At 65.0% G+C, this 26,811-nt stretch carries 23 protein-coding genes, 1 other RNA gene and 1 pseudogene; 13 read left to right on the top strand and 12 right to left on the bottom strand.

The features are described from left to right. The first annotated feature begins 81 nt into the window (after nucleotides 1-81). From XBLMG947_RS17725 to XBLMG947_RS17715, 4 genes and pseudogenes are all read left to right on the top strand, one after another. On the top strand, nucleotides 82-543 hold the full coding sequence (locus tag XBLMG947_RS17725) for a hypothetical protein (RefSeq protein WP_065469920.1): 462 nt from the start codon (nucleotides 82-84) through the stop codon (nucleotides 541-543). Nucleotides 544-1,112: 569 nt separating this feature from the next. Beyond that, on the top strand, nucleotides 1,113-3,017 hold the full coding sequence (gene mnmG, locus XBLMG947_RS17720; RefSeq protein WP_065469919.1) for a tRNA uridine-5-carboxymethylaminomethyl(34) synthesis enzyme MnmG: 1,905 nt from the start codon (nucleotides 1,113-1,115) through the stop codon (nucleotides 3,015-3,017). Between the two features lie 70 nt (nucleotides 3,018-3,087). After that, a pseudogene (locus XBLMG947_RS23805) lies at nucleotides 3,088-3,195 on the top strand (nucleotidyltransferase domain-containing protein); the annotation flags it as partial. Nucleotides 3,196-3,590: 395 nt separating this feature from the next. Next, on the top strand, nucleotides 3,591-4,301 hold the full coding sequence (locus XBLMG947_RS17715; protein WP_065469918.1) for a DUF2490 domain-containing protein: 711 nt from the start codon (nucleotides 3,591-3,593) through the stop codon (nucleotides 4,299-4,301). A 301-nt stretch (nucleotides 4,302-4,602) separates the two neighbouring features. Here the strand turns inward: XBLMG947_RS17715 and XBLMG947_RS17710 are convergent, their stop codons facing one another. Further along, nucleotides 4,603-5,571 (bottom strand): alpha/beta hydrolase, encoded by a 969-nt coding sequence (locus tag XBLMG947_RS17710; RefSeq protein WP_065469917.1) that lies wholly within the window; start codon nucleotides 5,569-5,571, stop codon nucleotides 4,603-4,605. 337 nt (nucleotides 5,572-5,908) lie between these two features. Between XBLMG947_RS17710 and XBLMG947_RS17705 the strand changes: the two genes are divergently transcribed. Then, a non-coding RNA gene (locus XBLMG947_RS17705) (sX9 sRNA) lies at nucleotides 5,909-5,984 on the top strand. A gap of 4 nt (nucleotides 5,985-5,988) precedes the next feature. Here the strand turns inward: XBLMG947_RS17705 and XBLMG947_RS17700 are convergent. Beyond that, a complete protein-coding gene (locus XBLMG947_RS17700; protein WP_065469916.1) occupies nucleotides 5,989-6,849 on the bottom strand; it encodes a PA4780 family RIO1-like protein kinase in 861 nt (286 codons plus the stop codon). A 147-nt stretch (nucleotides 6,850-6,996) separates the two neighbouring features. Here XBLMG947_RS17700 and XBLMG947_RS17695 point away from each other — a divergent pair, with 147 nt between their 5' ends. Beyond that, complete coding sequence (locus XBLMG947_RS17695; RefSeq protein ID WP_065469915.1) at nucleotides 6,997-7,857, top strand: IclR family transcriptional regulator domain-containing protein; 861 nt, start codon at nucleotides 6,997-6,999, stop codon at nucleotides 7,855-7,857. Nucleotides 7,858-8,221: 364 nt separating this feature from the next. Here XBLMG947_RS17695 and pcaC read toward each other — a convergent pair whose 3' ends face one another. From pcaC to XBLMG947_RS17655, 8 genes are all read right to left on the bottom strand, one after another. Beyond that, the gene (gene pcaC / locus XBLMG947_RS17690) at nucleotides 8,222-8,635 is read right to left on the bottom strand and encodes a 4-carboxymuconolactone decarboxylase (protein WP_065469914.1); all 414 of its coding nucleotides are present in this window, start codon (nucleotides 8,633-8,635) and stop codon (nucleotides 8,222-8,224) included. 26 nt (nucleotides 8,636-8,661) lie between these two features. After that, on the bottom strand, nucleotides 8,662-9,444 hold the full coding sequence (gene pcaD, locus XBLMG947_RS17685) for a 3-oxoadipate enol-lactonase (RefSeq protein WP_065469913.1): 783 nt from the start codon (nucleotides 9,442-9,444) through the stop codon (nucleotides 8,662-8,664). A gap of 10 nt (nucleotides 9,445-9,454) precedes the next feature. Further along, nucleotides 9,455-10,807: a 3-carboxy-cis,cis-muconate cycloisomerase gene (locus XBLMG947_RS17680; protein WP_065469912.1), complete on the bottom strand. Its 1,353-nt coding sequence runs from the start codon at nucleotides 10,805-10,807 to the stop codon at nucleotides 9,455-9,457. Between the two features lie 354 nt (nucleotides 10,808-11,161). Further along, nucleotides 11,162-11,725, bottom strand: a complete 564-nt coding sequence (pcaG, locus tag XBLMG947_RS17675; protein ID WP_065469911.1) for a protocatechuate 3,4-dioxygenase subunit alpha — start codon at nucleotides 11,723-11,725, stop codon at nucleotides 11,162-11,164. A 4-nt stretch (nucleotides 11,726-11,729) separates the two neighbouring features. Then, a complete protein-coding gene (pcaH, locus tag XBLMG947_RS17670; protein WP_065469910.1) occupies nucleotides 11,730-12,467 on the bottom strand; it encodes a protocatechuate 3,4-dioxygenase subunit beta in 738 nt (245 codons plus the stop codon). Nucleotides 12,468-12,551: 84 nt separating this feature from the next. Further along, entirely contained in the window at nucleotides 12,552-13,760 is a 1,209-nt protein-coding gene (gene pcaF / locus XBLMG947_RS17665) for a 3-oxoadipyl-CoA thiolase (RefSeq protein ID WP_065469909.1), read from the bottom strand. After that, nucleotides 13,757-14,545 (bottom strand): CoA-transferase subunit beta, encoded by a 789-nt coding sequence (locus tag XBLMG947_RS17660; protein ID WP_065469908.1) that lies wholly within the window; start codon nucleotides 14,543-14,545, stop codon nucleotides 13,757-13,759. The genes pcaF and XBLMG947_RS17660 overlap by 4 nt, the downstream gene beginning before the upstream one ends. Then, nucleotides 14,542-15,405 carry a CoA transferase subunit A gene (locus XBLMG947_RS17655; RefSeq protein ID WP_065469907.1) on the bottom strand — a complete coding sequence of 288 codons (864 nt, stop codon included), beginning with the start codon at nucleotides 15,403-15,405 and terminating at the stop codon, nucleotides 14,542-14,544. The genes XBLMG947_RS17660 and XBLMG947_RS17655 overlap by 4 nt, the downstream gene beginning before the upstream one ends. Before the next feature lie 252 nt (nucleotides 15,406-15,657). Here XBLMG947_RS17655 and XBLMG947_RS17650 point away from each other — a divergent pair, with 252 nt between their 5' ends. From XBLMG947_RS17650 to glpK, 6 genes are all read left to right on the top strand, one after another. Beyond that, complete coding sequence (locus XBLMG947_RS17650) at nucleotides 15,658-16,734, top strand: aromatic ring-hydroxylating dioxygenase subunit alpha (RefSeq protein ID WP_065469906.1); 1,077 nt, start codon at nucleotides 15,658-15,660, stop codon at nucleotides 16,732-16,734. Nucleotides 16,735-16,834: 100 nt separating this feature from the next. Beyond that, nucleotides 16,835-17,818 carry a PDR/VanB family oxidoreductase gene (locus XBLMG947_RS17645; protein ID WP_065469905.1) on the top strand — a complete coding sequence of 328 codons (984 nt, stop codon included), beginning with the start codon at nucleotides 16,835-16,837 and terminating at the stop codon, nucleotides 17,816-17,818. 342 nt (nucleotides 17,819-18,160) lie between these two features. Continuing rightward, a complete protein-coding gene (locus XBLMG947_RS17640; RefSeq protein WP_065469904.1) occupies nucleotides 18,161-18,988 on the top strand; it encodes a DeoR/GlpR family DNA-binding transcription regulator in 828 nt (275 codons plus the stop codon). A 224-nt stretch (nucleotides 18,989-19,212) separates the two neighbouring features. Next, nucleotides 19,213-20,727, top strand: a complete 1,515-nt coding sequence (glpD, locus tag XBLMG947_RS17635; protein WP_065469903.1) for a glycerol-3-phosphate dehydrogenase — start codon at nucleotides 19,213-19,215, stop codon at nucleotides 20,725-20,727. A 174-nt stretch (nucleotides 20,728-20,901) separates the two neighbouring features. Further along, nucleotides 20,902-21,723, top strand: coding sequence for an MIP/aquaporin family protein (locus XBLMG947_RS17630; RefSeq protein ID WP_065469902.1), 822 nt, complete (start codon nucleotides 20,902-20,904; stop codon nucleotides 21,721-21,723). Nucleotides 21,724-21,861: 138 nt separating this feature from the next. After that, nucleotides 21,862-23,361 carry a glycerol kinase GlpK gene (gene glpK, locus XBLMG947_RS17625; RefSeq protein ID WP_065469901.1) on the top strand — a complete coding sequence of 500 codons (1,500 nt, stop codon included), beginning with the start codon at nucleotides 21,862-21,864 and terminating at the stop codon, nucleotides 23,359-23,361. Nucleotides 23,362-23,471: 110 nt separating this feature from the next. Here glpK and XBLMG947_RS17620 read toward each other — a convergent pair whose 3' ends face one another. Both XBLMG947_RS17620 and pobA read right to left on the bottom strand, forming a co-directional pair. Next, nucleotides 23,472-23,984: a nuclear transport factor 2 family protein gene (locus XBLMG947_RS17620; protein ID WP_065469900.1), complete on the bottom strand. Its 513-nt coding sequence runs from the start codon at nucleotides 23,982-23,984 to the stop codon at nucleotides 23,472-23,474. Between the two features lie 454 nt (nucleotides 23,985-24,438). After that, entirely contained in the window at nucleotides 24,439-25,623 is a 1,185-nt protein-coding gene (gene pobA, locus XBLMG947_RS17615; protein ID WP_065469899.1) for a 4-hydroxybenzoate 3-monooxygenase, read from the bottom strand. Between the two features lie 96 nt (nucleotides 25,624-25,719). On the opposite strand from pobA, the gene XBLMG947_RS17610 reads away from it, so the two are divergent. Further along, nucleotides 25,720-26,607 (top strand): helix-turn-helix domain-containing protein, encoded by an 888-nt coding sequence (locus tag XBLMG947_RS17610; RefSeq protein WP_065469898.1) that lies wholly within the window; start codon nucleotides 25,720-25,722, stop codon nucleotides 26,605-26,607. Nucleotides 26,608-26,811: the final 204 nt, after the last annotated feature.

The raw sequence follows: 26,811 nt of genomic DNA, 5'->3' as shown, positions 1-26,811 counted from the left end.
GCGCCTTATTGCCGCACAATTAAGGACCGATTCAATGCATCGGTTCGACAGTGACACCATGGTTGCAGGAGGGCACCATTCATGAAATTCCGTCTGATCTTCGCCGCCGGGCTGTTGGCCTTGGGCGGCTGCGCAACGTACGACTACGCCGGCGGTGGGTCGGGCGGCTATTACCGTGGTGCACCTGCCGTGCAATATCGCTATCCGCCCGGGTACTCCCCGTACTACTACGGCAACCCATACGGCATGCCGTACGGTTATGGCGCCGATTCGATCGGTCTGTACGACTACCCGGCGTACCCGGTCTACCGCGATGGCGGCGGCTATTACTACCGGCAGTACGATCGCCGTCCGCAGTACCGGCCACCGCGTCCGAACGGCTCGTTCAATAACGGCGCACGCCCCGGTGGCTCGCGCCCGCAACAACCCAACCGGCCGCCGGCAACCGGTGCACAGCCGCCGCGTATCGGGGCACCGCCACGGGTGATCCGCGAGATTCAACGGCAAACTGCACCGCGCAACACAGGCCAGCAGATTCCTTGAGTCGCTGACTGCGACAGGGCCCACAATTGAAGACATTGGGGGCTTGCGTTCAGCCAGCGATTGGCCGCAAGCTAGGCACTCTGTGTGACCCGCCGCGTCATGTTTTGACCCGGTCCGCCCCACTGACCGACTTATGTCGATGTCCGACAGGGAAATCTGGATCCCCCCTGTTCCGGCCCTGTCGGATATCGGCGCCTATAAACAAAAAGCCCCGGCATGCCGGGGCTTTTTGTTTTGTTTCGGTGTTGCTGTACAAGCGCTGCAGCGGAACAAGGCGCAGGCGTCGACCCGGAGAAACACAAAAAGTAAGGGTCGGCAGTCCCCCGACTACCGACCCTTACGCTACCCCATCGCGCGCGCGGCTGGCCCCTGTTCCAATTCCAGCCTTTGCGCCCATGTCGCAATGCCACGACAGGTGCAGTAGGGATATCCGCACGAAACCTGCCAACTTGAGGGCCACACTTCAAAAGTGTGACATAAGTCACATTTTTACTGAATGAGTGACCTCGACCGCCCTTCAGCCGATACTTCTGCGGCCGTTTTCCCCTTTCCGCTCTTAGTCCAGGCCCATGTCCGACTCTTTCTATCGCTACGACGTCATCGTGATCGGCGGCGGCCATGCCGGCACCGAGGCCGCCCTGGCGTCTGCCCGCGCGGGGGCACGCACCTTGCTGATGACCCATAACATCGAGACGGTGGGCGCGATGAGCTGCAACCCGGCTATTGGCGGGATTGGCAAGGGGCACCTGGTCAAGGAGATCGACGCGCTGGGCGGGGCGATGGCATGCGCGGCGGATCTGGCCGGCATCCAGTGGCGCACGCTTAACGCCTCCAAGGGGCCGGCGGTGCGCGCCACCCGTTGCCAGGCCGACCGCAATCTTTATCGCAACGCCATCCGCCGCATTGTCGAGGCCCAGCCCAACCTGATCGTGTTCCAGGCGGCGGTGGACGATCTGATCATCCACAACGGTGCAAGCGAGGCCGACAGCGTGCGCGGGGTCATCATCCAGACCGGGCTGCGCTTCGAAGCACAGGCGGTCGTGCTCACCGCCGGTACCTTCCTGGCCGGCAAGATCCATGTGGGCGAAACCCAGTACGCAGCCGGGCGCATGGGCGACCCGCCGGCCACCACCCTGGCCGCGCGCCTGCGCGAGCGCCCGTTTGCGATCGACCGGCTCAAGACCGGCACCCCGCCGCGCATCGATGGGCGCACGCTCGACTACGGCGTAATGGCCGAACAACCCGGCGACGATCCGCTGCCGGTGATGTCGTTCATGGGCCAGCGCAGCGATCATCCGCGCCAGGTCAGCTGCTGGATCACCCAAACCACCGAGCAGACCCACGAGATCATTCGCAGCGCGCTGCATCGTTCGCCCCTGTATTCGGGGCAGATCGAAGGCATCGGCCCGCGCTACTGCCCGTCGATCGAAGACAAGGTGGTGCGTTTCGCCGACAAGACCAGCCACCAGATCTTCGTCGAACCCGAAGGCCTGGAGGTGACCGAGATCTATCCCAACGGCATTTCCACCTCGCTGCCATTCGATGTGCAGCTGGCGCTGGTGCGCTCGATTCATGGCTTTGCGCAGGCGCACATCACCCGCCCCGGCTACGCGATCGAATACGACTTCTTCGACCCGCGCGGGCTCAAGGCCTCGCTGGAAACCAAGGCGGTGGGCGGGCTGTTCTTCGCCGGGCAGATCAACGGCACCACCGGTTACGAGGAAGCCGCCGCACAGGGTCTACTGGCCGGTCTCAACGCCGCGCGCCATGTGCAGGGACTGCCGGCGTGGTCGCCGCGCCGCGACGAAGCCTACCTGGGCGTGCTGGTCGACGATCTGATCACCCACGGCACCACCGAGCCGTATCGCATGTTCACCAGCCGCGCCGAATACCGGTTGCAGCTGCGCGAGGACAATGCCGATGCACGGCTGACTGGCGTCGGGCGTGAGATGGGCCTGGTCGACGACGCGCGCTGGGCGCGGTTCTCGGCCAAGCAGGAGGCGGTGCAGCGCGAAACCGCGCGGCTGTCCGCGCTATGGGCAACACCGGGCAATGCGCTGGGCCGCGAGGTGGCCGACGCGCTGGGCGTGGCAGTCAGCCGCGAAACCAATGTGCTGGACCTGATCAAGCGCCCCGAACTCACCTACGCTACGTTGATGCGGGTACCGACGCTGGGCCCGGGCGTGGACGATGCGCAGGTGGCCGAGCAGGTCGAGATCAGCGTCAAGTACGCCGGCTATCTGGATCGCCAGCGCGACGATATCGCGCGTCAGCAGCGTCACGAAACCACGCCGATCCCCGAAGGCTTCGACTACGCCAGCGTGCGCGGCCTGTCGATCGAAGTGCAACAAAAACTCGAACGCGTGCGTCCGCAACACATCGGCCAGGCCCAGCGCATTGCCGGCATGACGCCTGCGGCCATCTCGCTGCTGCTGGTGCATCTGGAGCGCGCGCGCCGCAGCCAGGTGGCGTAGCTGCCGCCATGCGCCCGGACGCCTTTGCGTGGGCTGGTGATCATGGGGCACGTCATGTGCAAGGACAGACATCCATCCCTTCGCAGCGGACAAGCGCGAGGCGGTGCTGTCGGCCCTGCGCGATATCGAACAGCAGCATGACGTGCGCATCCTGCGGGCATGCGAATCGGGAGATCAGCGATTTTCTCGAACCAGAGCTAGACCGCATGGGAACGACGCAGCCGCGCCTGTCGGCCGGCAGCGGACGCGCGGACACCCTGGATACCCTGTTTCGGCAGATGCTCGCGCCCGACGCCGCATCGATCTGACCCAGCGCGCTGGGCTGCCCGTCTGCCGGGAGACGACCAGCGGATGCAGATCGCTATCGCCTCCTGCCTGGCCAGGCAGGAGGCACACGCAAACCCGCACTTTTCGGACCTGATGTCTGCGCACGGCACGGCCAAAGGCGCTGAAGCGATTTTATGTCCGGACTACGAAAAGATATGCAACAAACGGCGGAATTCGTCGACTAAACGGTCGAAATGAGCACAAATCCTGTTGCTATGATTTGTCAACGACGACACAAAAAAATAAATGAACGCACTGAGCACGTTATTGGGCACAACGCTTCGCATCGCCTGCCCGGTTTTATTTTTGACACTGGCAACCATGTCCACCGCACACGCCGCGACCGAAGAGGACGGCCGCTATTGGTTGAGTGTCTACGCACAGGGCAAGTTGCCGGTCGAAAACCTTTACTGGAGCATGGATGTGCATCCACGCTGGCGCGAAGAAGGTGAGCAGTTCGATCAACTGATCCTGCGCCCGGCGGTGTTCTACCGGCTCAATCCCAAGGCCAGCGTCTGGATGGGCTACGACACCATCATCAGCCACCCGGCCGGGCAGCCCTCCAATCGCGAAAATCGCTGGTGGGGGCAATTTCAATACCAATTCGATCCGATCGCCAATATCACCATTACCAGCCGCACGCGCCTGGAACAGCGCCACCGCGAAGACTTCAGCGATGAAGGTTACCGCGTGCGGCAGATGATCCGCGCGGTGCGCCCGAGCGGCTCGAGCCCGCAGCTGTCGTGGGTGGCGTTCAACGAAGTGTTCGTCAATCTGGATCAGACCCGATGGGGCGCAAGACGCGGGCTCGATCAGAATCGCGTCTTTGTCGGCATCAACTGGAAGTTCAATGCCGTCGCCAACGCCGATGTCGGCTATATGAATCAGTTCGTCAACACGCGTGCAGTGGATCGGGAAAACCACGTCTTGATGACGACATGCCGCTTCAACTTCTGATCATTGGTGCGCGTGAGTGGCGTTGTACGGGCATGTTGAACGCAGTGCGTTCATTCAAGGCTGAAACGCATGGGGCCGGCCGATCTGCCGGCAGTGACGGCAGTGGCCACCAGCAGCCGACAACACAGCCGTGACAGCTGGCGTGGTGCAGAGCGCCGGGGTCGGCGCCGACAGACCGGCCGCCCTCGTGATGCATCCAAGTGCCCAGTAAGCCTGTCCGCGCTGCGGCAAACGCACCGAACAGGCGATCAACCCGCCACTGCTGCGGCAGCGCGTGCCCCGGCACGGCTGCCGCAGGTCGTCAGGCGGCCCTGCGTTCGATCGCAGGCAGCAGGCGTTGGCGTAGCGTCAAGGCCGCCAGGTCCAGCGTTTCGCCGGCAGCACGCAAGACGCTGCCCATGTTGATGAAGCCGTGGATCATGCCGGGGAAGCTATGCAGGGTGACTTCCACACCCGCAGCGCGCAGGCGATCGGCATAGGCGCAACCTTCGTCGTAGAGCATGTCGCGGTCGCAGACCACGACCAACGCCGGCGCAACGCCGGCGACATCCGGCGCCAGCATCGGCGAGACGCGCCAGTCGTTGGCAACCGCCATGTCCGGCAGCAGATGGCGGTTGAAGAATTCCACCGCCGCCGCAGTCAGCGGCGGCAGACCGGCGTTGAGCGAGCGCGAGGGATACACGCCGCTGTCCTCACGTGCATCGGTCAGCGGATAGACCAACAGCTGGCAACGCAGGGCGATTCCGGCATCGCGCGCGACAATCGCGGCTACCGCGGCCATGGCGCCGCCGATGCTGTCGCCGATGATGGCAAGCCGCTGCACATCTGCGCCGACCGTGTCGGGGTGGGCAACCAGCCAATGCAACGTCGCGATGACATCTTCCACGCCGGCCGGCGCCGGGTGCTCGGGGGCGAGACGGTAGTGAATCGCCAGCACCTGACAGCCCGCACGCGCCGCCAGTTGCCGGCACACATCGTCATGCGACTCGAGATCGCCCACCAGACCGCCGCCGCCGTGCACGAACAGGCAGGTCGGCGCCGGGCCGGCCACCAGCCCTGTGGGGCGATACAGGCGCAGCGGCACTGCACCGGCGGCGGTCTCGGCCTGCAGATCGCGTACCTCGGCCATCTCTATGGACGGGAAACCGAACTGCGCACCCACCGCACGCATCATCGCGCGCGCGCCTTCGATCGGCAGGGTTTCCATGGGCGGTTGCGCCGCCTCTTGAAGCTGGGCGAACAAGCGCACGACATCAGGATCAAACGACATGACGAACTCTCCGGAGAACGATGGTCGAGCTTGCCAGACTGTTATGAACCATCACTATTTAAATCGTGCACTAGTGCCGCCGGACTTGAGTGTATGGCTGCGTATGACTGCAAAACCCCGAATTTCCGGCAAATGCGCCCAAGACGACGCGGATTGGTCGGTCAGCAACAGTGGATGCACGACGGCGCGCGGGCTGGATATTGCTGCGCTGCACCGCGATGAATGCGCTGCCGACTGCGCGCCTGTCGCCAGGCGCAGTCGGCGTGGCCATGCTTAGAGCGGCTAACAAAACTACTACGCAGCCGCCAGGCGGGCGCGGCCGGTGCTCGGAATCCTCATGTACCACTTGTACACTGCGGCTCCTGCGCGCCGTCCACACCCGCCTGACGACTGCTCGCTACGTTTTGTTAGCCGCTCTTAGTCCTCGTCTTCGGCAGCCGCTTCGCGGCCTTGCTGGCGAATGAGATTTTCCTGGCGCGCATCCTCGATCGAGGCGCGGATGGCGCGTACGTCGGCGCGACGGGTGTCGAACCTGAAGCGCCCGGTGAGCACGCTGTCTGGGCGCAGCTCGCCCTTTTCGAACAGTGCCCACATCTCTTCGCCGTAATGGGTGTCCAGCAGCTCCGGTGCGAAGCGGCCGAGGCAGTCGCGCAGGTTATGCACGTCGCGCAGCAGCATGTCGCGCGCGGCATTGTTGCCGGCGGCGCTGACCACCTGCGGGAAGTCGATCACCACCGGGCCGTCAGGGGAGACCAGCACGTTGTATTCGGACAGATCGCCATGCACCAGGCCCAGCGAGAGCATCTTGACCACGTCGCCGATCAGGCTGATGTGGAATGCGCGCGCCTGTTCCGGTTCCAGTTCCACCTCACCCAAGCGCGGCGCACTGTGGCCCGCTTCGTCGGTGACCAGGTCCATCAGCAGCACGCCGTGGAAGTAACCGCGCGGTTTGGGCACATGCACGCCGGCATCCACCAGTTGGTAGAGCGCGTCGGCCTCAGTGTTTTTCCAGGCGGTTTCGGCTTCCTTGCGGCCGAACTTGGTGGCCTTGCCCATCGCGCGGGCCTGACGGCTGCCACGCACCTTGCGGCCTTCCTGGTATTGCACGCGCGCCTGGAAACTGCGTTGCGCCATGTCCTTGTAGACCTTGGCGCACAGGACGTCGGCGCCTGCGCTGACCACGTAGACGGATGCTTCCTTGCCGCTCTTCAGTGGTCGCAACACTTCGTCGATGACGCCGTCGTCGATCAGCGGTTGCAAGCCCTTGGGGGTTTTCATGGACTAAGCGCACCAATCCGGAACAAACCAGCAACGATTATGCGGCAAGCAGGGTGAAGCGCTTACATGCCCGCGCGCGGACTGTGAGCGAGGGCATGCAGTGGCGCGAGCGCTTACCATGCGAGGACCTGTCCGTACCGCACTCCTATGCCCGAGCCCGCCTCCAGCCGTCGTAAACGTCCCACCGCCGTGGTTGCGGCCGGTAGCGATCGCGGCCTGCCGCATGAGCTGATGCAGCAGATCGCCGCCGCCCAGGGCGACCCGGACTTCATGACCTCGCTGGGACGCGGGCTGGTGGTGCTGAGCGTGTTCGCCCAGCACGCGCGCGAAGTGACGATGTCGCAGATCAGTCTGGAAACCGGCATCTCGCGCGCAGCCGTGCGGCGGGTGCTGCACACGCTGGCCAAGCTGGGCTATGTGGGCGAGCAAGGGCGTGGCTATGTGTTGCTGCCGCGCGTGCTGGGCATCGGCGGCGCCTATGCGGCGTCTTCGTCGATGACCGCAGCGGCGCAGCCGGTGCTGGACGGGCTACGCGACCAGTTGCACGAATCGTGCTCGCTGGGCGTGCTGGATGGCGACGATCTGCTGTATGTGGCGCGTTCGGAAACGGTGCGCATCATGTCGATCGGGCTGCGCCCCGGCACCCGGCTGCCGGCCTATTGCACCTCGATGGGCCGGGTGTTGCTGGCCGCCCTGCCCGGCGACACCTTGCAGGCGTATCTGGAGCGCACCACGCTGCGTCCGCGCACCGATCGCACGGTGACCCAGGCCTCGGCACTGCTGGAGGTGCTGGCGCGCACGCGGCGCGAAGGCATGTGTCTCACCGACCAGGAACTGGAAATCGGCCTACGCTCGATCGCCGTGCCAGTGCGCAACCTTCGCGGCGAGGTGATCGCCGCGCTCAATATCGGTGCCCAGGCCGGACGGGTGAACTTGCAGACCATGCAGACGCAGTTGCTGGAACCGCTGAAGCAGGCGGCGCAGCGGCTGGGAACCTTGCTGAGCTAACGCGGCGTCCTGTGGTGGAAAGGCGGTGCTTGCAGAGCGTGTGACCTTACTGCGTTCGCGTTACGTCAGCTGCGGCGCGGTGGGTTGCACAGGTCGAAAGGATTGCAGCCGCGCATTCCCCGCGGGCCACGCGCACGTTGGGGCGACACGTCGCAACGCGCTGCCCACGAGACGTTCGAATTGATCGTCACTCGTCGATACGCGCATATCGGCTGGGAGCAGACAACAAAAACGTAGCGAGCACGCGCAGGTGGACGTGGACGGCGCGCAGGAACCGCGTGTCCGACGTGACTGACAATGCCGAGCACGACCGAGCGGGCTTGGCGGCGGCGCACCCGTTCTGTTCGCCGCTCCAGGAACGACCTTACCCGGGTTGCGTCGCTGATGCGGTGCCGGCATCGGCGGCCTGCTCTTCCAGGATCGGCCTGGCCAGCGCAAAGGCATGGTTGGCGGCCGGCACGCCACAGTAGATCGCTGCTTGCAACAGCACTTCCTTGATCTGCGCGGGCGTCACGCCGTTGTTGCGCGCTGCACGCACGTGCAGTTTGAATTCTTCGTCGTGGCCCAGCGCCACCATCATCGACAGGGTGACCAGCGAACGGGTGTGCGCCGGCAGGCCGTCGCGGGTCCAGATGCTGCCCCAGGCGTAGCGGGTGATCAGGTCCTGAAATTCGTCGGTGAATTCGCTACGCGCGGCCAGCGCACGGTCGACATGCGCATCGCCAAGGACGCGCCGGCGCTCACGCATGCCGGCCTGATAACGTTCGTCTTCGTGCATGGTGTGTCCTTGCAAGGTGGGGAAGCTCAGGCGGCCCGAAGAAAGCCGAGCACCGCGTCGTTGAACGCGGCCGGCGATTCCAGGTTACAGATGTGGCGGCCGGGCACCTGAGCGAAATGACCATCCGGCGCGGCATAGGCGATCTCGCGCAAATCAGATGGCGGGCACACCGGGTCGTCATCGCCGGCCAGCGCCAGCAGCGGCAGGCTCAGCCCGTCCAGTGCACCGCGAAAATCCGCGTCGGCCACCGCCTGGCAGCAGGCGATATAGCCGGGCGGCGAGGTGGAAACGAAGGCGGCGGCGATCATGTCCAGGCGCTGCGCGTGGCTGATGGCGAATTCCGGCGTAAACCAGCGTTGCAGCGTGGCATCGATCAGCACCGGCAGGCCTTCGCTACGCACCTGTTCGATGCGGGTTTCCCAGGTGGCGGCGCTGCCGATTTTTTGAGCGGTGGCGCACACCACCAGCCGGCGCAGGCGCTGCGGTGCATGCAGACCCAACCACTGGCCGGTGAGTCCGCCAATCGACAGGCCGCAGAAATCGCTTTGCGCAATCTCCAACGTGTCCCACAACGCCAGCACGTCCTTGCCCAGGTCGGCGACGCTGTACGGACCGGGCGGCGTCTCCGAATACCCGTGGCCGCGGCGGTCGTAGCGCAGGATGCGGTAGTGCGGGGCGAAGGCTTCGATCTGCACGTCCCACATGTGCAGGTCGGTGCCGAGCGAATTGCAGAAGGTCAGCCAGGGGCGTCCTTCGGTGCCGTCCAGGCGGTAATGCAGGCGATGGGTGGGCAACTGGAGATAAGCCATCGAAGCACCGTCAACAGGAAGAAGATCCAGCCAGCACGCGGTCGATCCAGACCGAGGACATGCCGCGCCAACTATCGCCATCGAACACTGCCTGCAGTTGCGCGTGCGTAAGCACGGCGCTGACCTGCGGGTCCTCGCCAAGCACCTCGCGCAAATGCCGCTGCTGCGCCTGCGCGCGTAGCGCTGCCTGTTCCACCAAGGCATGCGCCTGCGGCTTGCCCAGTTGCGGCGCGAGCGCGAACACCGCCGCCTCGGCATAGAGCAGCCCGCCGTGACTGTCCAGATGCGCACGCATGCGCGCGCGATCCAGTTCCAGGCCGGACAGACACAGCTGCATCTGCGCCAGGCTGCCGGCGGTGAGGCAGACGATCTGCGGCAAGGTGTCCCATTCGGCATGCCACTGCCCGGCCGCGCGCTCGTGCGGCTGCGCCATGGCACTGAACAACGTGGCGACCAGGCCCGGCACGCGGGTGGCCGCAGCGACCGCGGCCACGCTGGACACCGGATTGCGCTTGTGCGGCATCGCCGACGAGCCGCCCTTGCCGGCAGCGGCAGGCTCGAATGCTTCGCCCACCTCCGACTGCATCAGCAACACCACATCGCCACCAATCTTGCCCAGCGTGCCGGCCAGCAGGCCGAAGGCGCAGCCAACCTCGACGATGCGGTCGCGCGCGGTGTGCCAGGGCAACGCGGGCAGCGGGAGCTCCAAGTTACGTGCCAGTGCCTGCGCCACCTCCAGGCCGCGCGCTTGTAACGAAGCCAGGGTGCCGGCCGCGCCGCCGAATTGCAGCACCAACGCATCGCGCTGCAAGCCCTGTAGGCGCTGCTGCGCGCGTTGCAGTGCGTCCAGCCAGCCGGCGACCTTGAGCCCGAAGGTGACCGGCACGGCCTGCTGCAACAAGGTGCGTCCTGGCAGGCCGGTGTTGCGTTCGCGTTCGGCCAGCGCGGCCAACTCGGCGCACAGGGCGTGCAGACGTGGCAGCAACAGATCGAGCGCAGCACGCAACTGCAGCACCGTGCCGGTATCGATGACGTCCTGGCTGGTGGCGCCCCAGTGCACCCGGCGCGCGGCGGCGCTGTCGTGCGCGGCTACATGGGCGGTGAGTGCCTTGACCAGCGGAATGGCGGGATTACCGGCCAGCGCCGTGGCCTGCGCCAAGGCAGCCAGATCGTAGTGCCGCACATCGCAGGCAGCGGCAATGGCTTGTGCGGCCTCGGCCGGAATCACCCCGCACTGCGCCTGCGCACGTGCCAGCGCGGATTCGAACTGCAGCATCGCCTGCACGCGCGCGGCATCGTCGAACAAGGCGTCGCACGCAGGCTCGCCGAACAAGGATCCCAACAGCGAAGATGTCGCACTCATGCATTGCATCTCTAAGCGAGTCTGCAGCATCGCACCGATGTGCCAAGGTGCCAACCAGACGAAAGGGCGAGGTGTCGTGCGGGCCTGCCGCTGCCGGGGTAATGCGGCAGATGCCGAGTGCGCTCGGTCAGCATGCACACGATGGAGTAAGTCCGCAGATTTGCCACGAGGAGCCACTGTCATCGGTGCATGTGCGTGAGACGCCATGGTGCAGCGCCTGCGGACACCCCCAGCCGATTTTGCGACAGCCGGTGCGCCTGCAGGAGAGCGACTGCCACTGTTTACGCAACAGCGTACAGGCAGGATGACGCACTGCCCCGGCACGCGCACGCTGTTTCAGCATCGGCATACGGATCAATAGCGGAAGAACACCGTTTCCGCGTCGCCCTGCATGTGGATGTCCCAGGTGTAGGCGCCACCTGCCTGCGGCTGGGCCAACAACGTGGCGCGCCGCTCGGCCGGCACCAGCGCCAGGATCGGGTCGCTGCCCAGCTGCGGGTCGTCGGCGAAATACAGCCGCGTCGAGGCGCCGCGCAACAGGCCGCGCATGAACACCAGCACGGTCAGATGCGCAGCCTGCAGCGTGCCGTCCGGGCCAGCCACCCTGCCCGGCTTGATGGTGCTGAAGGAAAAACGCCCGTGCGCATCGGTCGGCACACGGCCCCAACCATCGAAGCTGGGGTCGTGCGCCTCGCAGCGGGCATCGGCCACATGCGCATAGATGCCCGCCGCATCGGCTTGCCACACTTCCAGCACCGCATCGGCCACCGGCGCGCCGGCGCCATCGAAGATGCAGCCGCCGATCTGCACGGGCGTGCCTGCGGCCTGCGCGGGTGCGATCTGTTGGCGATACAGCGGCTCCAACCCAAGCCGGTAATATGGGCCGACGGTTTGCGACGGCGTTGCATGCAGGCTCATCGAGTCACTCCCAGACCGTTTGTTTGCGACCGCGCAAGACGATGTCGAAGCGGTAGGCCAGCGCGTATTCGCTGACCGCATTTTCCCAATCGGGACTGGACACCATGCGTTCGCGCGCCAGCGCATCGTCGACGCAGTTGTAGATGGGATCGTGCGCCAGCAGCGGGTCGCCGGGGAAATACATCTGGGTGACCAGCCGTTGCCCGATGCCATCGCCATGCAACGAAAAATGGATGTGCGCCGGCCGCCAGGCGTTGTAGTGGTTGCGCCACGGATAGGCGCCCGGCTTGATGGTCTTGAACCTGTAGCGGCCATGGTCGTCGGTCAGTACCTGGCCGGTACCGCGGAAGTTCGGGTCCAGCGGTGCGTCGTGCTGATCGCATGCATGCTGGTAGCGACCTGCCGCGTTGCATTGCCACACTTCCACCACGCTGTTGCGTACCGGCTTGCCGTTTTCGTCGAGCACGCGGCCGGACACGATGATGCGCTCGCCCAGCGGCGCGCCGCGGAAACCTGCAGTGAGATCGGCCGCGTGCTCGCCCAACGTGAGCCGATCCAGTCGCGGGCCGGTGACCTCCGACAACGTGACCGGCAGGTCGATCGGCGCACGCGTCGGCCCGCGCAGCGTGGTGGAGGCGTATGCCGCATGCAGGTACGCCGGCTGCGTACCGGGCCGGCTGCGGCGGTAGCCGAGCAGCGGATCGGCGGCGATGGCCGTTTCTTCAGAGGTGGGATCGCGCATTTTGAATCTCCGTGGGCCGCAAGGCGACTACAGCGAGAAGGACGTGAGTGTTTTGCGGTGAGAGGGTTGGTTGCACTCGCTGGCTCACAGGCGCTCGATCGCCAGTGCCACGCCCTGCCCCACCCCGATGCACATACTGGCCAGCCCGAGCCGCCCGTTGCCGGCTTCCAGCTGCCGCAGCAGGGTCAGCACCAGCCGCGCACCGCTCATGCCGAGCGGATGCCCCAGTGCGATGGCACCACCGTTGGCATTGACGTGTTCGGCATCGTCGGCCAGCCCGAATGCGCGCGTGCAGGCCAGCGCCTGCGCAGCAAAGGCCTCATTGAGCTCGATTGCATCGAACTGCTCGATGCGCACGTTCAAGCGCGTCAGCAGGCGCTGGATGGCCGGCACCGGGCCGATGCCCATGAACGCCGGCTCCACACCCGCCGATGCGAACCCGAGCACCCGCGCGCGCGGCGTCAAGCGATGCGCCTGCACGGCCTGCGCAGAGGCCAACAGCAAGGCGGCGGCGCCATCGTTGAGACCGGAGGCATTGCCTGCCGTCACGGTGCCGGGTTGACGAAACACCGGTTTGAGCTTGGCCAACATCTCGGCCGTGGTGTTGGGCCGCGGCGCCTCATCGTATTCGACAGTGCTGGCATCGCCGCCCTTGCGCGCGGCCACTGCCACCGAGGTAATTTCTCCATCGAAAAAACCGGACGCTTGCGCTGCCGCCACGCGCTGCTGGCTGCGCAGTGCAAATGCATCCTGATCTTCGCGCGCGATGGCATATCGCTGCGCGACATTTTCGGCGGTCTCGCCCATCAATTCGGTGCCATAGGCGGCCTGCAGGCGGGGATTGATGAAGCGCCAGCCCATGGTGGTGTCTTCCAGTTGCTGGGTGCGGGCGAAAGCGCTGTCGGCCTTGCCCATCACCCACGGCGCGCGCGACATCGATTCGACACCACCGGCAATCGCAAGACCCAGTTCGTCGGCGCGGATGCCGCGCGCCACCGTGCCGATCGCGTCCAGCCCCGAACCGCACAGACGGTTGAGCGTACTGCCCGGCACCGAAGAGGGTAAGCCGGCCAGCAACAGACTCATGCGCGCGACATTGCGATTGTCTTCACCGGCCTGGTTGGCGCAGCCCAGGTAGACCTCGTCGATTGCGGCCGGCTCCAGCTGCGGCTGCCGCGCCAGCAGCGCGGCGATCGGCACCGCACCCAGGTCATCGGCGCGCACGCTGGACAAGGCACCACCGTAACGGCCGATCGGCGTGCGGATGCCATCGATCAGATACACCTCGCTCATGCCTCCGCTCCCGCTGCCTGGGCACCATGCGCTGCATCGGTGCGTGCCTGCAGCGCGCGCAATGCGTCCAGCTCGCTGGGGCTGGGCGGCGTTGTCTGCGCGAGGTCGGCGGCGAACCGGATCGGCCAACTGGTCGCCGCGCTGACCTGCTCGCGTGTCGTTCCGGGGTGCAGCGACGTCACGGTGAGTTCGCGGGTCACGGGGTCAGGCTCCATCACGCACAAATCGGTAACGACCACGGTGGGGCCGGCGCCGGGCAGGCCGGCGCGCGCGCGCGCATCGCCACCGTCCAGATGCCCGACCGTGGTGATGAAGTCGAGCGTCGGAACGAAACTGCGTTTGGATTGGCGAATGATGATGAAGACCTGTTTGGCGCTGGCCGCAATCTCCGGCGCGCCGCCGGCGCCCGGCAGGCGTGTCTTGGGCGCATCGTAGGAGCCAATCACGGTGGTGTTGAGGTTGGCGTGGCGATCGATCTGCGCCGCGCCCAGAAAGCCCACATCCACGCGCCCGCCCTGCAGCCAGTAGCGGAAGATCTCCGGCGTCGACACCACGGTGTCGGCGGTCTCGGCCAGCTCGCCGTCGCCGATCGATAACGGCAGCACCTGCGGGCGCGCACCGATGGGGCCGGATTCATAGATCAAGGTGACATCGGGCGCATGCGTGAGCCGGGCCAGATTCGCGGCAGTGGACGGCAACCCGATGCCGACGAAACACACCGCGCCATCGGGCAGGCGGCGTGCGGCGGCCACCGTCATCATCTCGTTGGTGCTGTAGGCGCTCATGCGGCCACCTGCTGCTGCGACTGTGCATAAACACGCTGAAAACCGGCGAAATCGTCGGTATCGAGAATATGCGTCTGGATCCATGCCTGAAAGCGCGCGCGATCGCGCGCGATCGCATCCCAGGCCAGATAGAAGCGGTTGTCTCGCGCGTAGTAGCCGTGCGCGTAAGACGGCGCAGCGCCACCGGGAACAAGGCAGACCGCATCGACCACCCAGCGTGGCAGGATGCAGGCATTGGGCGGCGCGTCGAGGGTGTCGACGATCTCTTCGACCGTCACGATCACCTTGCGCGCTGCCAGCGCCGCTTCCTTCTGCACGCCCAGAATGCCCCACAGCAACACGTTGCCGCGGCGGTCGGCCCGCTGGGCGTGGATCACGGTGACATCGGGATTGACTGCCGGCGAGGTGGCCAGCGTTTCGCCGGTGTACGGGCACTGCAGGAACTTGATGCTGTCGTTGACGCGTGGCAGATCCGAACCGACATACCCGCGCAGCACCGCAAACGGCAGACCCGATGCACCCGCCACGTAGGCATTGGCCATGTCGGCATGGCTGTGTTCGCGAATCTGCAACGGCTGCGGCCAGGCGTGTTCCACCGCATCGCGCAGACGGTGCAACGACCCAACCCCCGGATTGCCGCCCCAGGAAAAGCGCAACGCCGCTGCGCAACCGGCGCCGATCAACTGGTCGTAGATCAGGTCGGGGGTCATGCGCACCAGGCGCAGGTCGCGCTTGCGTTGGCGAATGACCTCGTGCCCGGCCGCATGCGGAATCAGGTGGGTGAAGCCTTCCATCGCCACGCAATCGCCATCGGCGACCAGCTGCGACACCGCGTCCGCGAGAGTGACGATTTCGGCCATTGGGTTACCTTCCAGCACAGCGAGCGTGCGGTCACGGTAGGCGCAGCCGACGGGCCGGTCAATCCGATAATCGGCTGATTAAATCGATATTCGCACAATTTCGACAGGGCAGTAATTCTTCACATATTGTTTCCGGTGTATACATAACCTCGCTCGCAAGCAGACGCCAGCGTTGCCATGCGCGTCAACTCGCTGCCGACCGGCGCATGCCGCGTCGCATCCAGGTTGCCTACACATCCAGGAGTCACGGTCATGTCGCAGTCCAAGCCGCTCTTCCCTCTCAACGCGTGGTATGCCGTCGCCTGGGACCATGAGATCAAGCACGCGCTGAGCCCGCGCAAGATCTGCAACCTCGACGTGGTGGTCTACCGCACTACCGCCGGTGCGTTGGTCGCGCTCGAAGACGCGTGCTGGCACCGGCTGGTGCCCTTATCGATGGGCAAGCTGCGTGGCGACGACGTGGTGTGTGGCTATCACGGGCTGGTCTACAACACGCAGGGGCGCTGCGTGCACATGCCCTCGCAGGAAACCATCAACCCGTCGGCATGCGTGCGTAGCTTTCCGGTTGCCGAAAAGCACCGCTATGTGTGGATCTGGCCAGGCGACCCGGCCAAGGCCGATACCCGCCTGATTCCCGATCTGCACTGGTCGCACGACCCGGCCTGGGCCGGCGACGGCCGCACCATCTACGCCAAGTGCGACTACCGGCTGGTGCTGGACAACCTGATGGACCTGACCCACGAGACCTTCGTGCACGGCTCCAGCATCGGCCAGGACGAAGTGGCCGAAGCGCCATTCGATGTGGTGCACGGCGATCGCGGCGTCACCGTCTCGCGCTGGATGCGCAATATCGACGCACCGCCGTTCTGGGCCGGGCAGATCGCCCGCCATCTGGACTATCGCGGCAAGGTCGATCGCTGGCAGATCATCCATTTCGAGGCGCCCGGCACCATCGCCATCGACGTGGGCGTGGCCATTGCCGGCACCGGCGCACCGGAGGGGGACCGCAGCCAGGGGGTCAATGGGTACGTGCTCAACACCATCACCCCCGAAACCGACACCACCTGCCATTACTTCTGGGCGTTCATGCGCAACTACGCGCTGCACGACCAGTCGCTGACCACGCTTACGCGCGAAGGCGTGACGGGCGTGTTCGGTGAAGACGAAGCGGTGCTGGAAGCGCAGCAGCGCGCGATCGACGCGCATCCGGATCACGCCTTCTACAACCTCAACGTCGATGCCGGCGGGATGTGGGCGCGGCGCGTGATCGACCGCCTGATCGCGCAGGAGCAACGCGCGCAGGACCTGTCGCTGCGCATGGTCGGCTGAGCACGTCGGATGCGGACAACCCTGCCATCGATCACAGCGACTCATTGCAGCGCCACGACTGCCGGCACAGGCCGGCATGCCTCATTGCCTGGAGCCCTTCATGCGTAAAGACACCCAGTGGCACCGCGCCCGCGTCGTCAGCACTACCGATGCCTGCCCTGGCGTGCGCGAAATCGTGCTCGATCCCGGCACCGCCGCGCGCAGCTTCGAGGTCGGTAGTCATGTGGATTTTCGCCTGCAGTTGCATGGTCGCGACGATGTGCGCTCGTATTCGTTGGTCGGCGAACCGCGCGCCGATGGGTACTTCCAGATTGCGGTGCGGCAGATGCCGGACAGCCGCGGCGGCTCGCTGCATATGTGGACGCTCGCGCCGGGCGATGTGGTGGAGATGTCGCCGCCCAACAACAACTTCCCGTTGGATGAAAGCGGCGAGGAAATCCTGCTGATCGCCGGCGGTATCGGCATCACGCCGATCATCGGCATGGCCCAGCGGCTGGCGCGCCGCCACCCGGCGTTTCGTCTGCTGTACGCCGGCCGCTCGCGCAGCGCGATGGCCTACGTCGACACGCTGGAAGCGCTGCTGGGCGAGCGCCTGCAACTGCAATGCGACGACAGCGCAGGCCGGCCCGATCTGGCTGCCGAACTGGCGCGGCTCTCGCCCAATGCCGAGGTGTATGTCTGCGGGCCGCTGGGCATGCTCGAAGCGGTACGCCAGCACTGGCACGCCGCCGGCCGGCCGCGTGCGCGCCTGCACTTCGAAACCTTCGGCAATAGCGGGCGGGTACCGGCGCAGGCATTCGTGGTGAAGTTACCGGGGCTGGGTCTGGAAGTGCCGGTGGCTGAAAACGAATCGATGCTGGACGCGCTGGCCGTTGCCGGAGTGGAGTTGATCGCCGAGTGCCGCCGCGGCGAATGCGGCCTGTGTGCGGTGGAAGTGCTGGACAGCTCGGCCGACATCGATCACCGCGACGTGTTCTTCAGCGACGAACAGCGCCGCGAAAATCGCAAGCTCTGTGCCTGCGTGTCGCGTGCGGTGGGCGGCAGCATCAGCATCGATACCGGCTATCGCCGCGATCTGGGCTGAGCAGACAGTAGGTCGGCTGCGCTTACCGCCTGGCTGGCGCGGCTGACGTTAGAGACGACCCGCGCTGCAGTTCCTGGCCGCCATCGTCGGCCAGCGGATGACGTATCGCTGCGCGTCGCTGGCCGCTGGCCGCCGGCGTTTCAATGCCGTGCAGCCAGACGTCAGTGATCCCTGCCGGGACCTTGCCGATTTGCTGGGTAACAGAACGCGGTAGCAAGGTCACTCGAAGACTGCATCGCGGCGACGTTGGCATTTTCGCCAAGCGCGTGTTCGACGCGCGCGCGTTGGTCCAGGCCGTGATCGCCATTGCTTGCGCGCAACCGTGTTTGCATCCTCACACGTATGCGCGATCATCTGCGCATGGAGTCGACTCACTACAGGACTGTCCCGGCGCCGGCCTTGAACCCGCGCCAGGAACAATTGGTGGCGCTGGTGCGGCAGCAGGGCTTTGCCGAGGTGGAAGGCTTGGCGACGCGCTTCGAGGTGACGCCACAGACCATCCGGCGCGATCTGACCCTGCTCTGCGATGCCGGCGTGCTGCGTCGCTATCACGGCGGCGTCAGCATGCCCTCCAGCGTGGAGAATCTAGCCTACACCGCGCGCAAGGCGCTCCAGGCCCGCGAAAAGCAGCACATCGCCGCGCGTGTCGCGCGTTTCATTCCCGACGATGCCTCGCTGTTCATCAACCTCGGCACCACCAACGAAGAAGTCGCGCGTGCGTTGCTGCAGCACCGCGGGCTGCGGGTGATCACCAACAACCTCAACGTGGCGGTGATGCTCAGCGCCAACCCCAGCTTCGAGGTGATCGTGGCCGGGGGCGTGGTGCGTGGGCGCGACCAGGGCGTGACCGGTGAAGCGACGGTGGAGTTGATCCGCCAGTTCAAGGTGGACTTCGGGGTGATCGGCATTTCCGGCATCGATCTGGACGGCACCCTGCTGGATTTCGATTATCAGGAAGTACGGGTGGCGCAGGCCATCATCGAGCACTCGCGGCAGGTGCTGCTGGCTGCCGATCACAGCAAGTTCGGCCGCAACGCCATGGTGCGGCTGGGCGCGATCGCCCAGGTGCACGACTGGTTCACCGACCGGCCGCCGCCGAAGGAACTGGCCAGTGTGCTGGCCGAGGCCGGCACCCGGGTGCATCTGGCGGACGTCGGCGGAACCGACTGAGCCCGATGTTCGTTTTTGAGCGTTTGACGAGGCGGATGCCCGAGATGGTCGCTCAATCATAGATAAATTAGATCTGAATCAGATTATCGATGGGAAAATTACCTGTCTTTTGCCGGTAGCGTTGGCTGCAGGGATCTTCACGTCTCCGCAAGGTTTGATGTTCGAATATGTTCGAACATGACAACTTGGGTTCGCTCACGTAGCGCGCCCGGACGGAGGCACCGATGGGCGAGATGTACGATCTTCTGGTGGTAGGCGGCGGCATCAACGGGGTCGGCATTGCCCGCGATGCGGCCGGGCGCGGTCTGTCGGTGTGCCTGTGCGAGCAGGACGACTTGGCCGCGCATACCAGCAGCGCCAGCACCAAGCTCATCCACGGCGGCCTGCGCTATCTGGAACAGTACGAGTTCGCGCTGGTCGGCAAGGCGCTGGCCGAGCGCGAAGTGCTGTTGCGCCTGGCTCCGCACATCATCTGGCCGTTGCGTTTCCTGCTGCCCCACCAACCGCATCTGCGCCCGGCGTGGATGATCCGCGCCGGGCTCTTCCTGTACGACCATCTGGGCGGCAGCAAGCGCAGCCTGCCGCGCTCGCGCCGGCTGTCGCTGCGTACGCATCCGGTCGGCGCACCGCTGCAGGAGTCGCTGCGCACCGGCTTCGTGTATTCGGATGCGTGGGTGCAGGACGCCCGGCTGGTGGTGCTCAATGCGATGGACGCCGCCAAGCGCGGCGCCAAGATCCACACGCGCACGCGCTGTGTCGGCGCCTGGCGCGATGCGGGCTTCTGGTACGCCGAGCTCGAAGACCGCGATGGCCGCCGCCGCACTGTGCAGGCACGCGCGCTGGCCAATGCCGCCGGCCCGTGGGCAGTGTCGTTCCTGGACAAGGTCGCCGCAGTGCCGCACGCGCACGCACTTCGGCTGGTCAAGGGCAGCCATCTCGTGGTGCCCAAACTGTTCGACCACGACCACGCGTACATCTTCCAGCAACCGGACCGGCGCATCGTGTTCGCCATCCCTTACGAGCACGACTTCACCTTGATCGGCACCACCGATGTGGATTACGAAGCAGACCCCGCCAAACCAAAGATCGATGCGGCCGAGGTGCAGTACCTGTGCGATGCGGTGAACCTGTATTTCCAACAGCAGATCTCCCCCGCCGATGTGGTGTGGAGCTATAGCGGCGTCCGGCCGTTGCTGGACGACGCCGAAGACAACGCGGCCGAAGTGACACGCGATTACCACCTGGAGGTGGTCACCGAGGGGGCGCCACTGCTCAACGTGTTCGGCGGCAAGCTGACCACCTACCGCAAGTTGGCCGAAGAAGCGGTGGACCGGCTCACCCACGCGCTGGGCACCCGCAAGCCGGCGTGGACCGCGCGTGGGGCGGCATTGCCCGGCGGCGAACAGCGCGATATCGCCAGCCTGCTGGAACGCGTCAGCATCGCCCGCCCCTGGCTACCGGCGGCGACCGCACAGCGGCTGGTGCGCAACTACGGCACCTGCGCCGACCAATTGCTTGGCGATGCGCAGAGCCTGGCCGATCTGGGCACGCACTTCGGCGCGGATCTGTATCAGGCCGAAGTGGATTACCTGCGCCAACACGAATGGGCGGTGGCTGCCGACGATATCCTGTGGCGGCGCAGCAAGCTCGGCCTGCGGATCGATGCGGCCGGGCGGCAGCGCCTGGAAGACTATCTTCAGACGCAGTCGGTCCAGAACCTAGACGTCTTGTCTGCTTGAACACCCTGCATTGCCGGCGAGGACGGGTCGTCCGGCAACGCAGTCCGGCGCATCAGCCAGCATCACCCGAGTCACGTGGAGGGCACCCCAAATGAGCATCACCAACCACCGCAGCGCGCCAGCAAGCGCGCCGCATCCTGTTGTTTGCGTTATTGACACTGCAGGCCTGCGCGCATGAGCCGGCAACTCGTAGGTGAGTTGATCTCCGAAGCGGTCGCGATGTTCATCATCATCGCGCTCGGTGATTCGGTGGCGGCGATGTACATCCTGTACGACCCCAGCCCGTATCAAAACGCTTATTGGGGCGTGTGCATTGCCTGGGGCCTGGCGGTGACGCTGGCCATCTACGTCACCGGCTCGGTGTCCGGTACCCATGCCAATCCGGCGGTGACGCTGGCGCTTGCGTTGTTCCGCGACTTTTCCTGGAAGAAAGTGCTGCCGTACTGGGTGGCGCAGGTGATCGGCGCTTTCCTGGGCGCGGCCCTGGTCTATCAGCTGTACGGGCCTGTGATCGATCACTTCAACCAGTTGCATCAACTCACCCGCGAAGCCGGTGGCGCGGCCGGGGTGTTCTTCACCGCACCGGGGCTGGCGGTCACACCGATGCATGCGCTGGTCGATCAGATCATCATTACGGCGTTTTTGATCTTCGGCGTCTTCGCCATCACCGAGCAATTCAACGAAGCCGCACCGACCGCAAATTCCGGCGCGTTGATGATCGGCTTGCTGGTCGCCACGCTGGGCGCGTCGATGGGCTATCTGGAAGCCTGGGCGATGAACCCGGCGCGCGACTTCGGCCCGCGTCTGTTCGCCTATTTTGCCGGTTGGGGCGAGGCCGCCTTGCCTGCCAAGGACAACTATTGGTGGATCCCGATCGTTGGACCGCTGATCGGTGGACCGCTCGGCGCGCTGGCCTATCAGTGGCTGATCCTGCCGTTCCTGCCGGCGCGCGTGCGGCATCTGCAGGGCAGCGCGAAACCGCTCGATCCGACGTGATGGTGTTGCGCTAAGCCAGGCATCACTCTGACAACGCGCAGGGTAAGTGACCGAATCATGATTGGCCACGCGTCGCCACACGCCTGCACCGACCTTTCTCGCCGTGCGACGACGCCGGCATTGTTCGAGGAATCTCCGATGGAAAAGCAGTACGTCCTTGCGATCGATCAAGGCACCACCAGCTCGCGCGCGATGTTGTTCGATCGCCAGGGCAAGGTAGCCGGTGTCGCGCAGCGCGAATTCGGCCAGATCTTTCCGCAGCCGGGTTGGGTGGAACACAATCCGCGCGAGATCATGACCAGCGTCTATACCACCATCACCGAGCTGCTCAACAACGCGCAGATCGATGCGCGCGCGATCGCCGGCATCGGCATCACCAATCAACGCGAAACCGCGGTGGTGTGGGACAAGGCCACCGGTCAGCCGATCTACAACGCCATCGTGTGGCAATCGCGACAGACCAAGGACATCTGCAGCCAGCTGAAAGAAGCCGGGCATGAGCAAATGGTGCGCGACAAGACCGGCCTGCTGATCGATGCGTATTTTTCCGGCACCAAGGTCAAGTGGATCCTGGACCATGTCGAAGGCGCACGCGAACGCGCGCAAAACGGCGAGCTGGCTTTCGGCACCATCGACAGCTGGCTGATCTGGAACCTCAGCGGCGGCAAGGTGCACGTCACCGATTACACCAATGCCTCGCGCACCATGATGTTCAACATCCACACACTGGAATGGGATGCCGAACTGCTGGCCATGCTGGACGTGCCCGCGCAGATGCTGCCGGAAGTGCGCTCCTCCAGCGAGGTCTATGGCATGACCCAGACCCAGTATTTCTACGGCGAACAGGTGCCCATTGCCGGCATCGCCGGCGACCAGCAAGCCGCGCTGTTCGGCCAGGCGTGTTTCGAGCCGGGCATGGCGAAAAATACCTACGGCACCGGCTGCTTCATGCTGATGAATACCGGCGACAAGGCGGTGGCCTCCAAGGCCGGTTTGTTGACCACGATTGCCTGGGGCATCGACGGCAAGGTCGAATACGCGCTGGAAGGCGCCATCTTCGTTGCCGGCTCGGTGGTGCAGTGGCTACGCGACGGCTTGCGCATGTTGGGCAAGGCTAGCGATTCGCAGGCTTACGCCGAGCGTGCCGGCGACAATGACGGCGTGTACATCGTGCCGGCCTTCGTCGGCCTGGGCGCGCCGTACTGGCGCAGCGACATCCGCGGCGCGGTGTTCGGGCTGACGCGTGGCACCACCAAGGAACACTTCGTGCGCGCGGCGGTCGAATCGATGGCCTACCAGACCCGCGACGTGCTCACCGCAATGCAGAGCGATTCCGGCATCGAACTGAAGGAGCTGCGTGCCGACGGCGGCGCCATCGCCAACGACTTCATGGCGCAGTTTCAAAGCGACATTCTCAACGTGCCGGTGCTACGCCCGGAAGTCGCCGAAACCACTGCGCTCGGTGCGGCCTATCTCGCAGGGCTTGCCACCGGGTTCTGGAGCAGCCGCGAAGAGATCGCCAAGCAATGGGCAGTGGGTCGACGCTTCGAACCGGATATGGCCGACGACAGGCGCGAAGCGTTGTACGCCGGTTGGCAGCAGGCAGTGGAAGCGACAATGGGTTTCCGCATCAGCTGACAGCTGTCGCCAAAACGACAGCGCCCGCCATGGGGGCACCGAGATCGGTCAACCAACTGCATTACCAAGCAGGATAGGGCTGCGCATTGCAGCCCTGCCTGCAGCCGTGGTTACTGGCCGCCGGTGCTGGCACGGCCGGCGATGGTGTCCGGGTCCCAGTGTTCCTTGATCAGGCCTTTTTCGATCCGGAACATATCGAACCAGGTGGTGGTGTAGGTGGTGCCCGGCTTATTGGGATTGGACAAGGTGCGCACCGACACCAGGGTCACCAGGTCGCCGTCGGCCGTGATCGCCACCAATGGCAACTGCACCCGCGGCTGCACCGGCGTTGGCTTCACGAACGCGCTCAGGAAGGCAATAAACGCATCGCGCCCATTGGCCACGTTCGGATTGTGCTGGATGTAGTTCTTGTCCATGTACATCGGCGCGTCCTGCACTTGCCCAGCTTCGAACACGGTGCGCCAGAAATCGTAGACCAGTCGCTTGTTGGCAGTTTCAGACGACGTGGAGCCGAGCAGCATCTTCTGATGATCGGGATTTGCAGTCACCGCGGTCTGCGCGAACGCAGCCGCTGGCGCTACCAGCACGACCAATAGCAAGGCACGGGTGAGCAACTTCTTCATGGGGTACTCCTGGGTGGAGGATGGCATTGCGCTCAAGCGGGAGTGCCAGCACGGTGCTCCGTTGAGCGGGGAAGGACGCGTCCTTGCACACAGCTGCATCAACGCGTCATCGCCACCCTACCGGTAGCGTTCCCTCGCCCGCTAGCCGCCTGGAGGCGCACCTGGGCACTTGCCGAACAAATGGTGAGGAAAACATCACCTGCGTGCGGGCAGCCAGTGTCCTGCTGCACCGTGCGCAAGATTGCCCGGCTGTTGCCGTCGATCGTGTGATGACCGCAGTGGCGGCAACGGATGCACGACTGACGCGTGCGATCAAGCGGTCTTGTGGGAGCACTGCAGCGCATTCTCATCGTATGCATCGCGCGAGGGCGACATCGCATCTGTAGGATCACCCGCCCACACTCAAGGGGATTGTCTCCGCGGCGTCAGCCATCACGCAAGCATCCGCAGCATTTCAATCGGACAGCACGGCCAATGGGAGGCCGGCATAATTTTCCGCAAGCATCGCGCGACCCGCCTCGCTCCCGAGCAGATAGTCCAACTCCGCTGCGTGGAGCCGCGCAGTGAATGCATCTTCGTCGTCGAAGCGGTGCAGGAGCGTGGTCATCCACCACGAGAAACGTTCAGCCTTCCACACCCGCTGCAAGGCCAGCGCCGAATACTGCTGCAATACATCGGCATCGCCGCTTGTCTTCCAACGTTCGAACAGCTGCGCCAACAGACCGACGTCGCCCAGCGCCAGATTCAGTCCCTTGGCACCGGTGGGCGGCACGATATGCGCGGCATCACCGGCCAGGAACAGACGGCCATACTGCATCGGCTCGGCAACGAAACTGCGCAACGGTGCAATGCTCTTCTCGATCGATGCGCCAGTCACCAGCTGCGCCGCCAACGCAGGTGGAAGCCGTGCACGCAACTCGTCCCAGAACGCCTGATCGCTCCAGGCATCCACCTGCGCGCTCGCAGGCACCTGGATGTAATAGCGGGTACGGGTGGGCGAACGCATCGAACACAGCGCAAACCCGCGCCGGTGGCGTGCGTAGATCAGCTCTTCGTGCACCGGCGGCGTGTCGGCCAGCACGCCCAGCCAACCGAACGGATACACGCGCTCGAACAGACACAGGCGATCGGCGGGGATGCTGGCGCGGCTGATGCCGTGATAGCCATCGCAGCCGACGATGTAGTCGCAGTCGATGCGTTTGCGTTGACCGTCCTGCGTGAACTCCACAGCGGGCGCGTCGCCTTCCACATCGCACAGGACCACGTCCTGCGCGTTGTAGTGGGTGGGTACCCCGCTGCGCTGGCGCGCTTGCATCAGATCGGCGGTGACCTCGGTCTGCCCATAGACAGTAACGCCGCGTCCACAGCCGCGCAGCAGATCGATGCGTTCGCGCTGGCCATCGAGCGACAATTCGAAGCCGTGATGCAACAAACCCTCGCGCTGCAGCCGTTCGCCAACGCCGGCACGCTGGAGCAGTTCCACACTGCCCTGCTCCAGCACGCCGGCGCGGATACGCGCCAGCACATGCTGCGGTGTTTGCCGCTCGACGACGACGCAGTCGATGTCGGCGCGCAGCAACAGTTCACCCAGCAACAAACCCGATGGGCCGGCGCCGATGATCGCAACCTGGGTTCGCATGCACTGCTCCTGGCCTGGATGGCGATGCCTGCAGTGTCGGTAGCCAAGCCCGCGCATTGAAGGGATGATTGCGCGCAGTCCTTGGACTTTTCGACGATGGCCACACCCGCCCCCGACACTGCTGCAGTCCCTGCCTTCGGCCTGTATGGCGAGCAACATGCCGATGCCGCAGAGTTGCTGCATTGGGAATCGATTGCCGCGCGCAGCCGGCTGCACGACTGGCAGATCGTCCCGCATCGACACGAAGATTTGGCCCAACTTGTCTACGTACAACGCGGTCCGGCGACACTGCAGCTGGATGGGCGCACGCAACGACTGCGCGGCGCGAGCGTGGCATGGCTTCCACCGCTTTGCGTGCATGGCTTTGCGTTCGACCCGGCAGTGCGCGGGCACGTCATCACCATGTGCATGCCGCTGATCAGGACTGCGCTGAACGCGGCGCCGTTACTACACCAAGTATTGACCACGCCGGCAGTTGTGCAGGTGCAGCATGCGCGTCGATGGCTGGATGTGATGTTCGGCGGCATTGCAGAGGACCACGCCCGCCGACGGATCGGCCATGACATAGCGGCGCAGGCCGCAGCGGTGCAACTGGTGATCTGGATGGCCCGCACCGCGCTGGAACGCGCACAGGACGCCGCAGCGATCAGCCCACAGGCAGACCCCGCATTGCGCCATCTGCGCGCCTATCAAGGTTTGATCGATCAGCACTACCGCACCCATTGGCCGATTTCCCGCTATGCCGATCAACTGGGATTAACGCCCGGTCACCTCAACGCGGTGTGCCAGCGCCTTGCTGGCGCCTCCGCACTGCAGCTGCTGCACCGCCGCATCATGCTGGAAGCACGCCGCACACTGCGTTACACCAGCCAGAGCGTGCAACAGATTGCCGCAAGCCTTGGATTTTTCGACGCCGCCTATTTCAGTCGGTACTTCGCGCGGCACGCCGGCTGCTCGCCGACGCGTTTTCGCGCCGGTTCGTAGGAGCGACCGACAGAACGACTTCATTCACTCGCTGTGCGCGTCGTAGGTAGGGTGATCTGCAGACTTGCTGCAGGGGCCCGCTCACCGTCGCAGGACCCTTGGCGGCATGGATGCCGCCCGAGCACCCGTGGAAGGGTTCACGGCGTGTCCCGCAAACGGTCAAGGCAACCGGACCATCGACTAAACAGGCTTCCGCATACATCT

Origin of the sequence: Xanthomonas bromi, from assembly GCF_900092025.1 — a bacterium.
In the GTDB taxonomy this organism is placed as follows: domain Bacteria; phylum Pseudomonadota; class Gammaproteobacteria; order Xanthomonadales; family Xanthomonadaceae; genus Xanthomonas; species Xanthomonas bromi.
Note: the sequence above shows the minus strand (reverse complement) of the source record. Positions and strands in the feature narration are given on the sequence as shown.

Bases quoted from the DNA above. Each gene is read 5' to 3' on its own strand.
- XBLMG947_RS17645 (WP_065469905.1), top strand. From the start codon at position 16,835: ATGCGTAAAGACACCCAGTGGCACCGCGCCCGCGTCGTCAGCACTACC.
- glpD (WP_065469903.1), top strand. From the start codon at position 19,213: ATGGGCGAGATGTACGATCTTCTGGTGGTAGGCGGCGGCATCAACGGG.
- XBLMG947_RS17710 (WP_065469917.1), bottom strand. From the start codon at position 5,571: ATGTCGTTTGATCCTGATGTCGTGCGCTTGTTCGCCCAGCTTCAAGAG.
- pcaF (WP_065469909.1), bottom strand. From the start codon at position 13,760: ATGAGCGAGGTGTATCTGATCGATGGCATCCGCACGCCGATCGGCCGT.
- XBLMG947_RS17715 (WP_065469918.1), top strand. From the start codon at position 3,591: ATGAACGCACTGAGCACGTTATTGGGCACAACGCTTCGCATCGCCTGC.
- XBLMG947_RS17650 (WP_065469906.1), top strand. From the start codon at position 15,658: ATGTCGCAGTCCAAGCCGCTCTTCCCTCTCAACGCGTGGTATGCCGTC.
- pobA (WP_065469899.1), bottom strand. From the start codon at position 25,623: ATGCGAACCCAGGTTGCGATCATCGGCGCCGGCCCATCGGGTTTGTTG.
- XBLMG947_RS17630 (WP_065469902.1), top strand. From the start codon at position 20,902: ATGAGCCGGCAACTCGTAGGTGAGTTGATCTCCGAAGCGGTCGCGATG.
- XBLMG947_RS17620 (WP_065469900.1), bottom strand. From the start codon at position 23,984: ATGAAGAAGTTGCTCACCCGTGCCTTGCTATTGGTCGTGCTGGTAGCG.
- XBLMG947_RS17725 (WP_065469920.1), top strand. From the start codon at position 82: ATGAAATTCCGTCTGATCTTCGCCGCCGGGCTGTTGGCCTTGGGCGGC.
- mnmG (WP_065469919.1), top strand. From the start codon at position 1,113: ATGTCCGACTCTTTCTATCGCTACGACGTCATCGTGATCGGCGGCGGC.
- XBLMG947_RS17680 (WP_065469912.1), bottom strand. From the start codon at position 10,807: ATGAGTGCGACATCTTCGCTGTTGGGATCCTTGTTCGGCGAGCCTGCG.
- XBLMG947_RS17700 (WP_065469916.1), bottom strand. From the start codon at position 6,849: ATGAAAACCCCCAAGGGCTTGCAACCGCTGATCGACGACGGCGTCATC.
- XBLMG947_RS17660 (WP_065469908.1), bottom strand. From the start codon at position 14,545: ATGAGCGCCTACAGCACCAACGAGATGATGACGGTGGCCGCCGCACGC.
- pcaG (WP_065469911.1), bottom strand. From the start codon at position 11,725: ATGAGCCTGCATGCAACGCCGTCGCAAACCGTCGGCCCATATTACCGG.
- pcaD (WP_065469913.1), bottom strand. From the start codon at position 9,444: ATGGCTTATCTCCAGTTGCCCACCCATCGCCTGCATTACCGCCTGGAC.
- pcaH (WP_065469910.1), bottom strand. From the start codon at position 12,467: ATGCGCGATCCCACCTCTGAAGAAACGGCCATCGCCGCCGATCCGCTG.
- XBLMG947_RS17610 (WP_065469898.1), top strand. From the start codon at position 25,720: ATGGCCACACCCGCCCCCGACACTGCTGCAGTCCCTGCCTTCGGCCTG.
- XBLMG947_RS17695 (WP_065469915.1), top strand. From the start codon at position 6,997: ATGCCCGAGCCCGCCTCCAGCCGTCGTAAACGTCCCACCGCCGTGGTT.
- pcaC (WP_065469914.1), bottom strand. From the start codon at position 8,635: ATGCACGAAGACGAACGTTATCAGGCCGGCATGCGTGAGCGCCGGCGC.
- XBLMG947_RS17640 (WP_065469904.1), top strand. From the start codon at position 18,161: ATGCGCGATCATCTGCGCATGGAGTCGACTCACTACAGGACTGTCCCG.
- glpK (WP_065469901.1), top strand. From the start codon at position 21,862: ATGGAAAAGCAGTACGTCCTTGCGATCGATCAAGGCACCACCAGCTCG.
- XBLMG947_RS17655 (WP_065469907.1), bottom strand. From the start codon at position 15,405: ATGGCCGAAATCGTCACTCTCGCGGACGCGGTGTCGCAGCTGGTCGCC.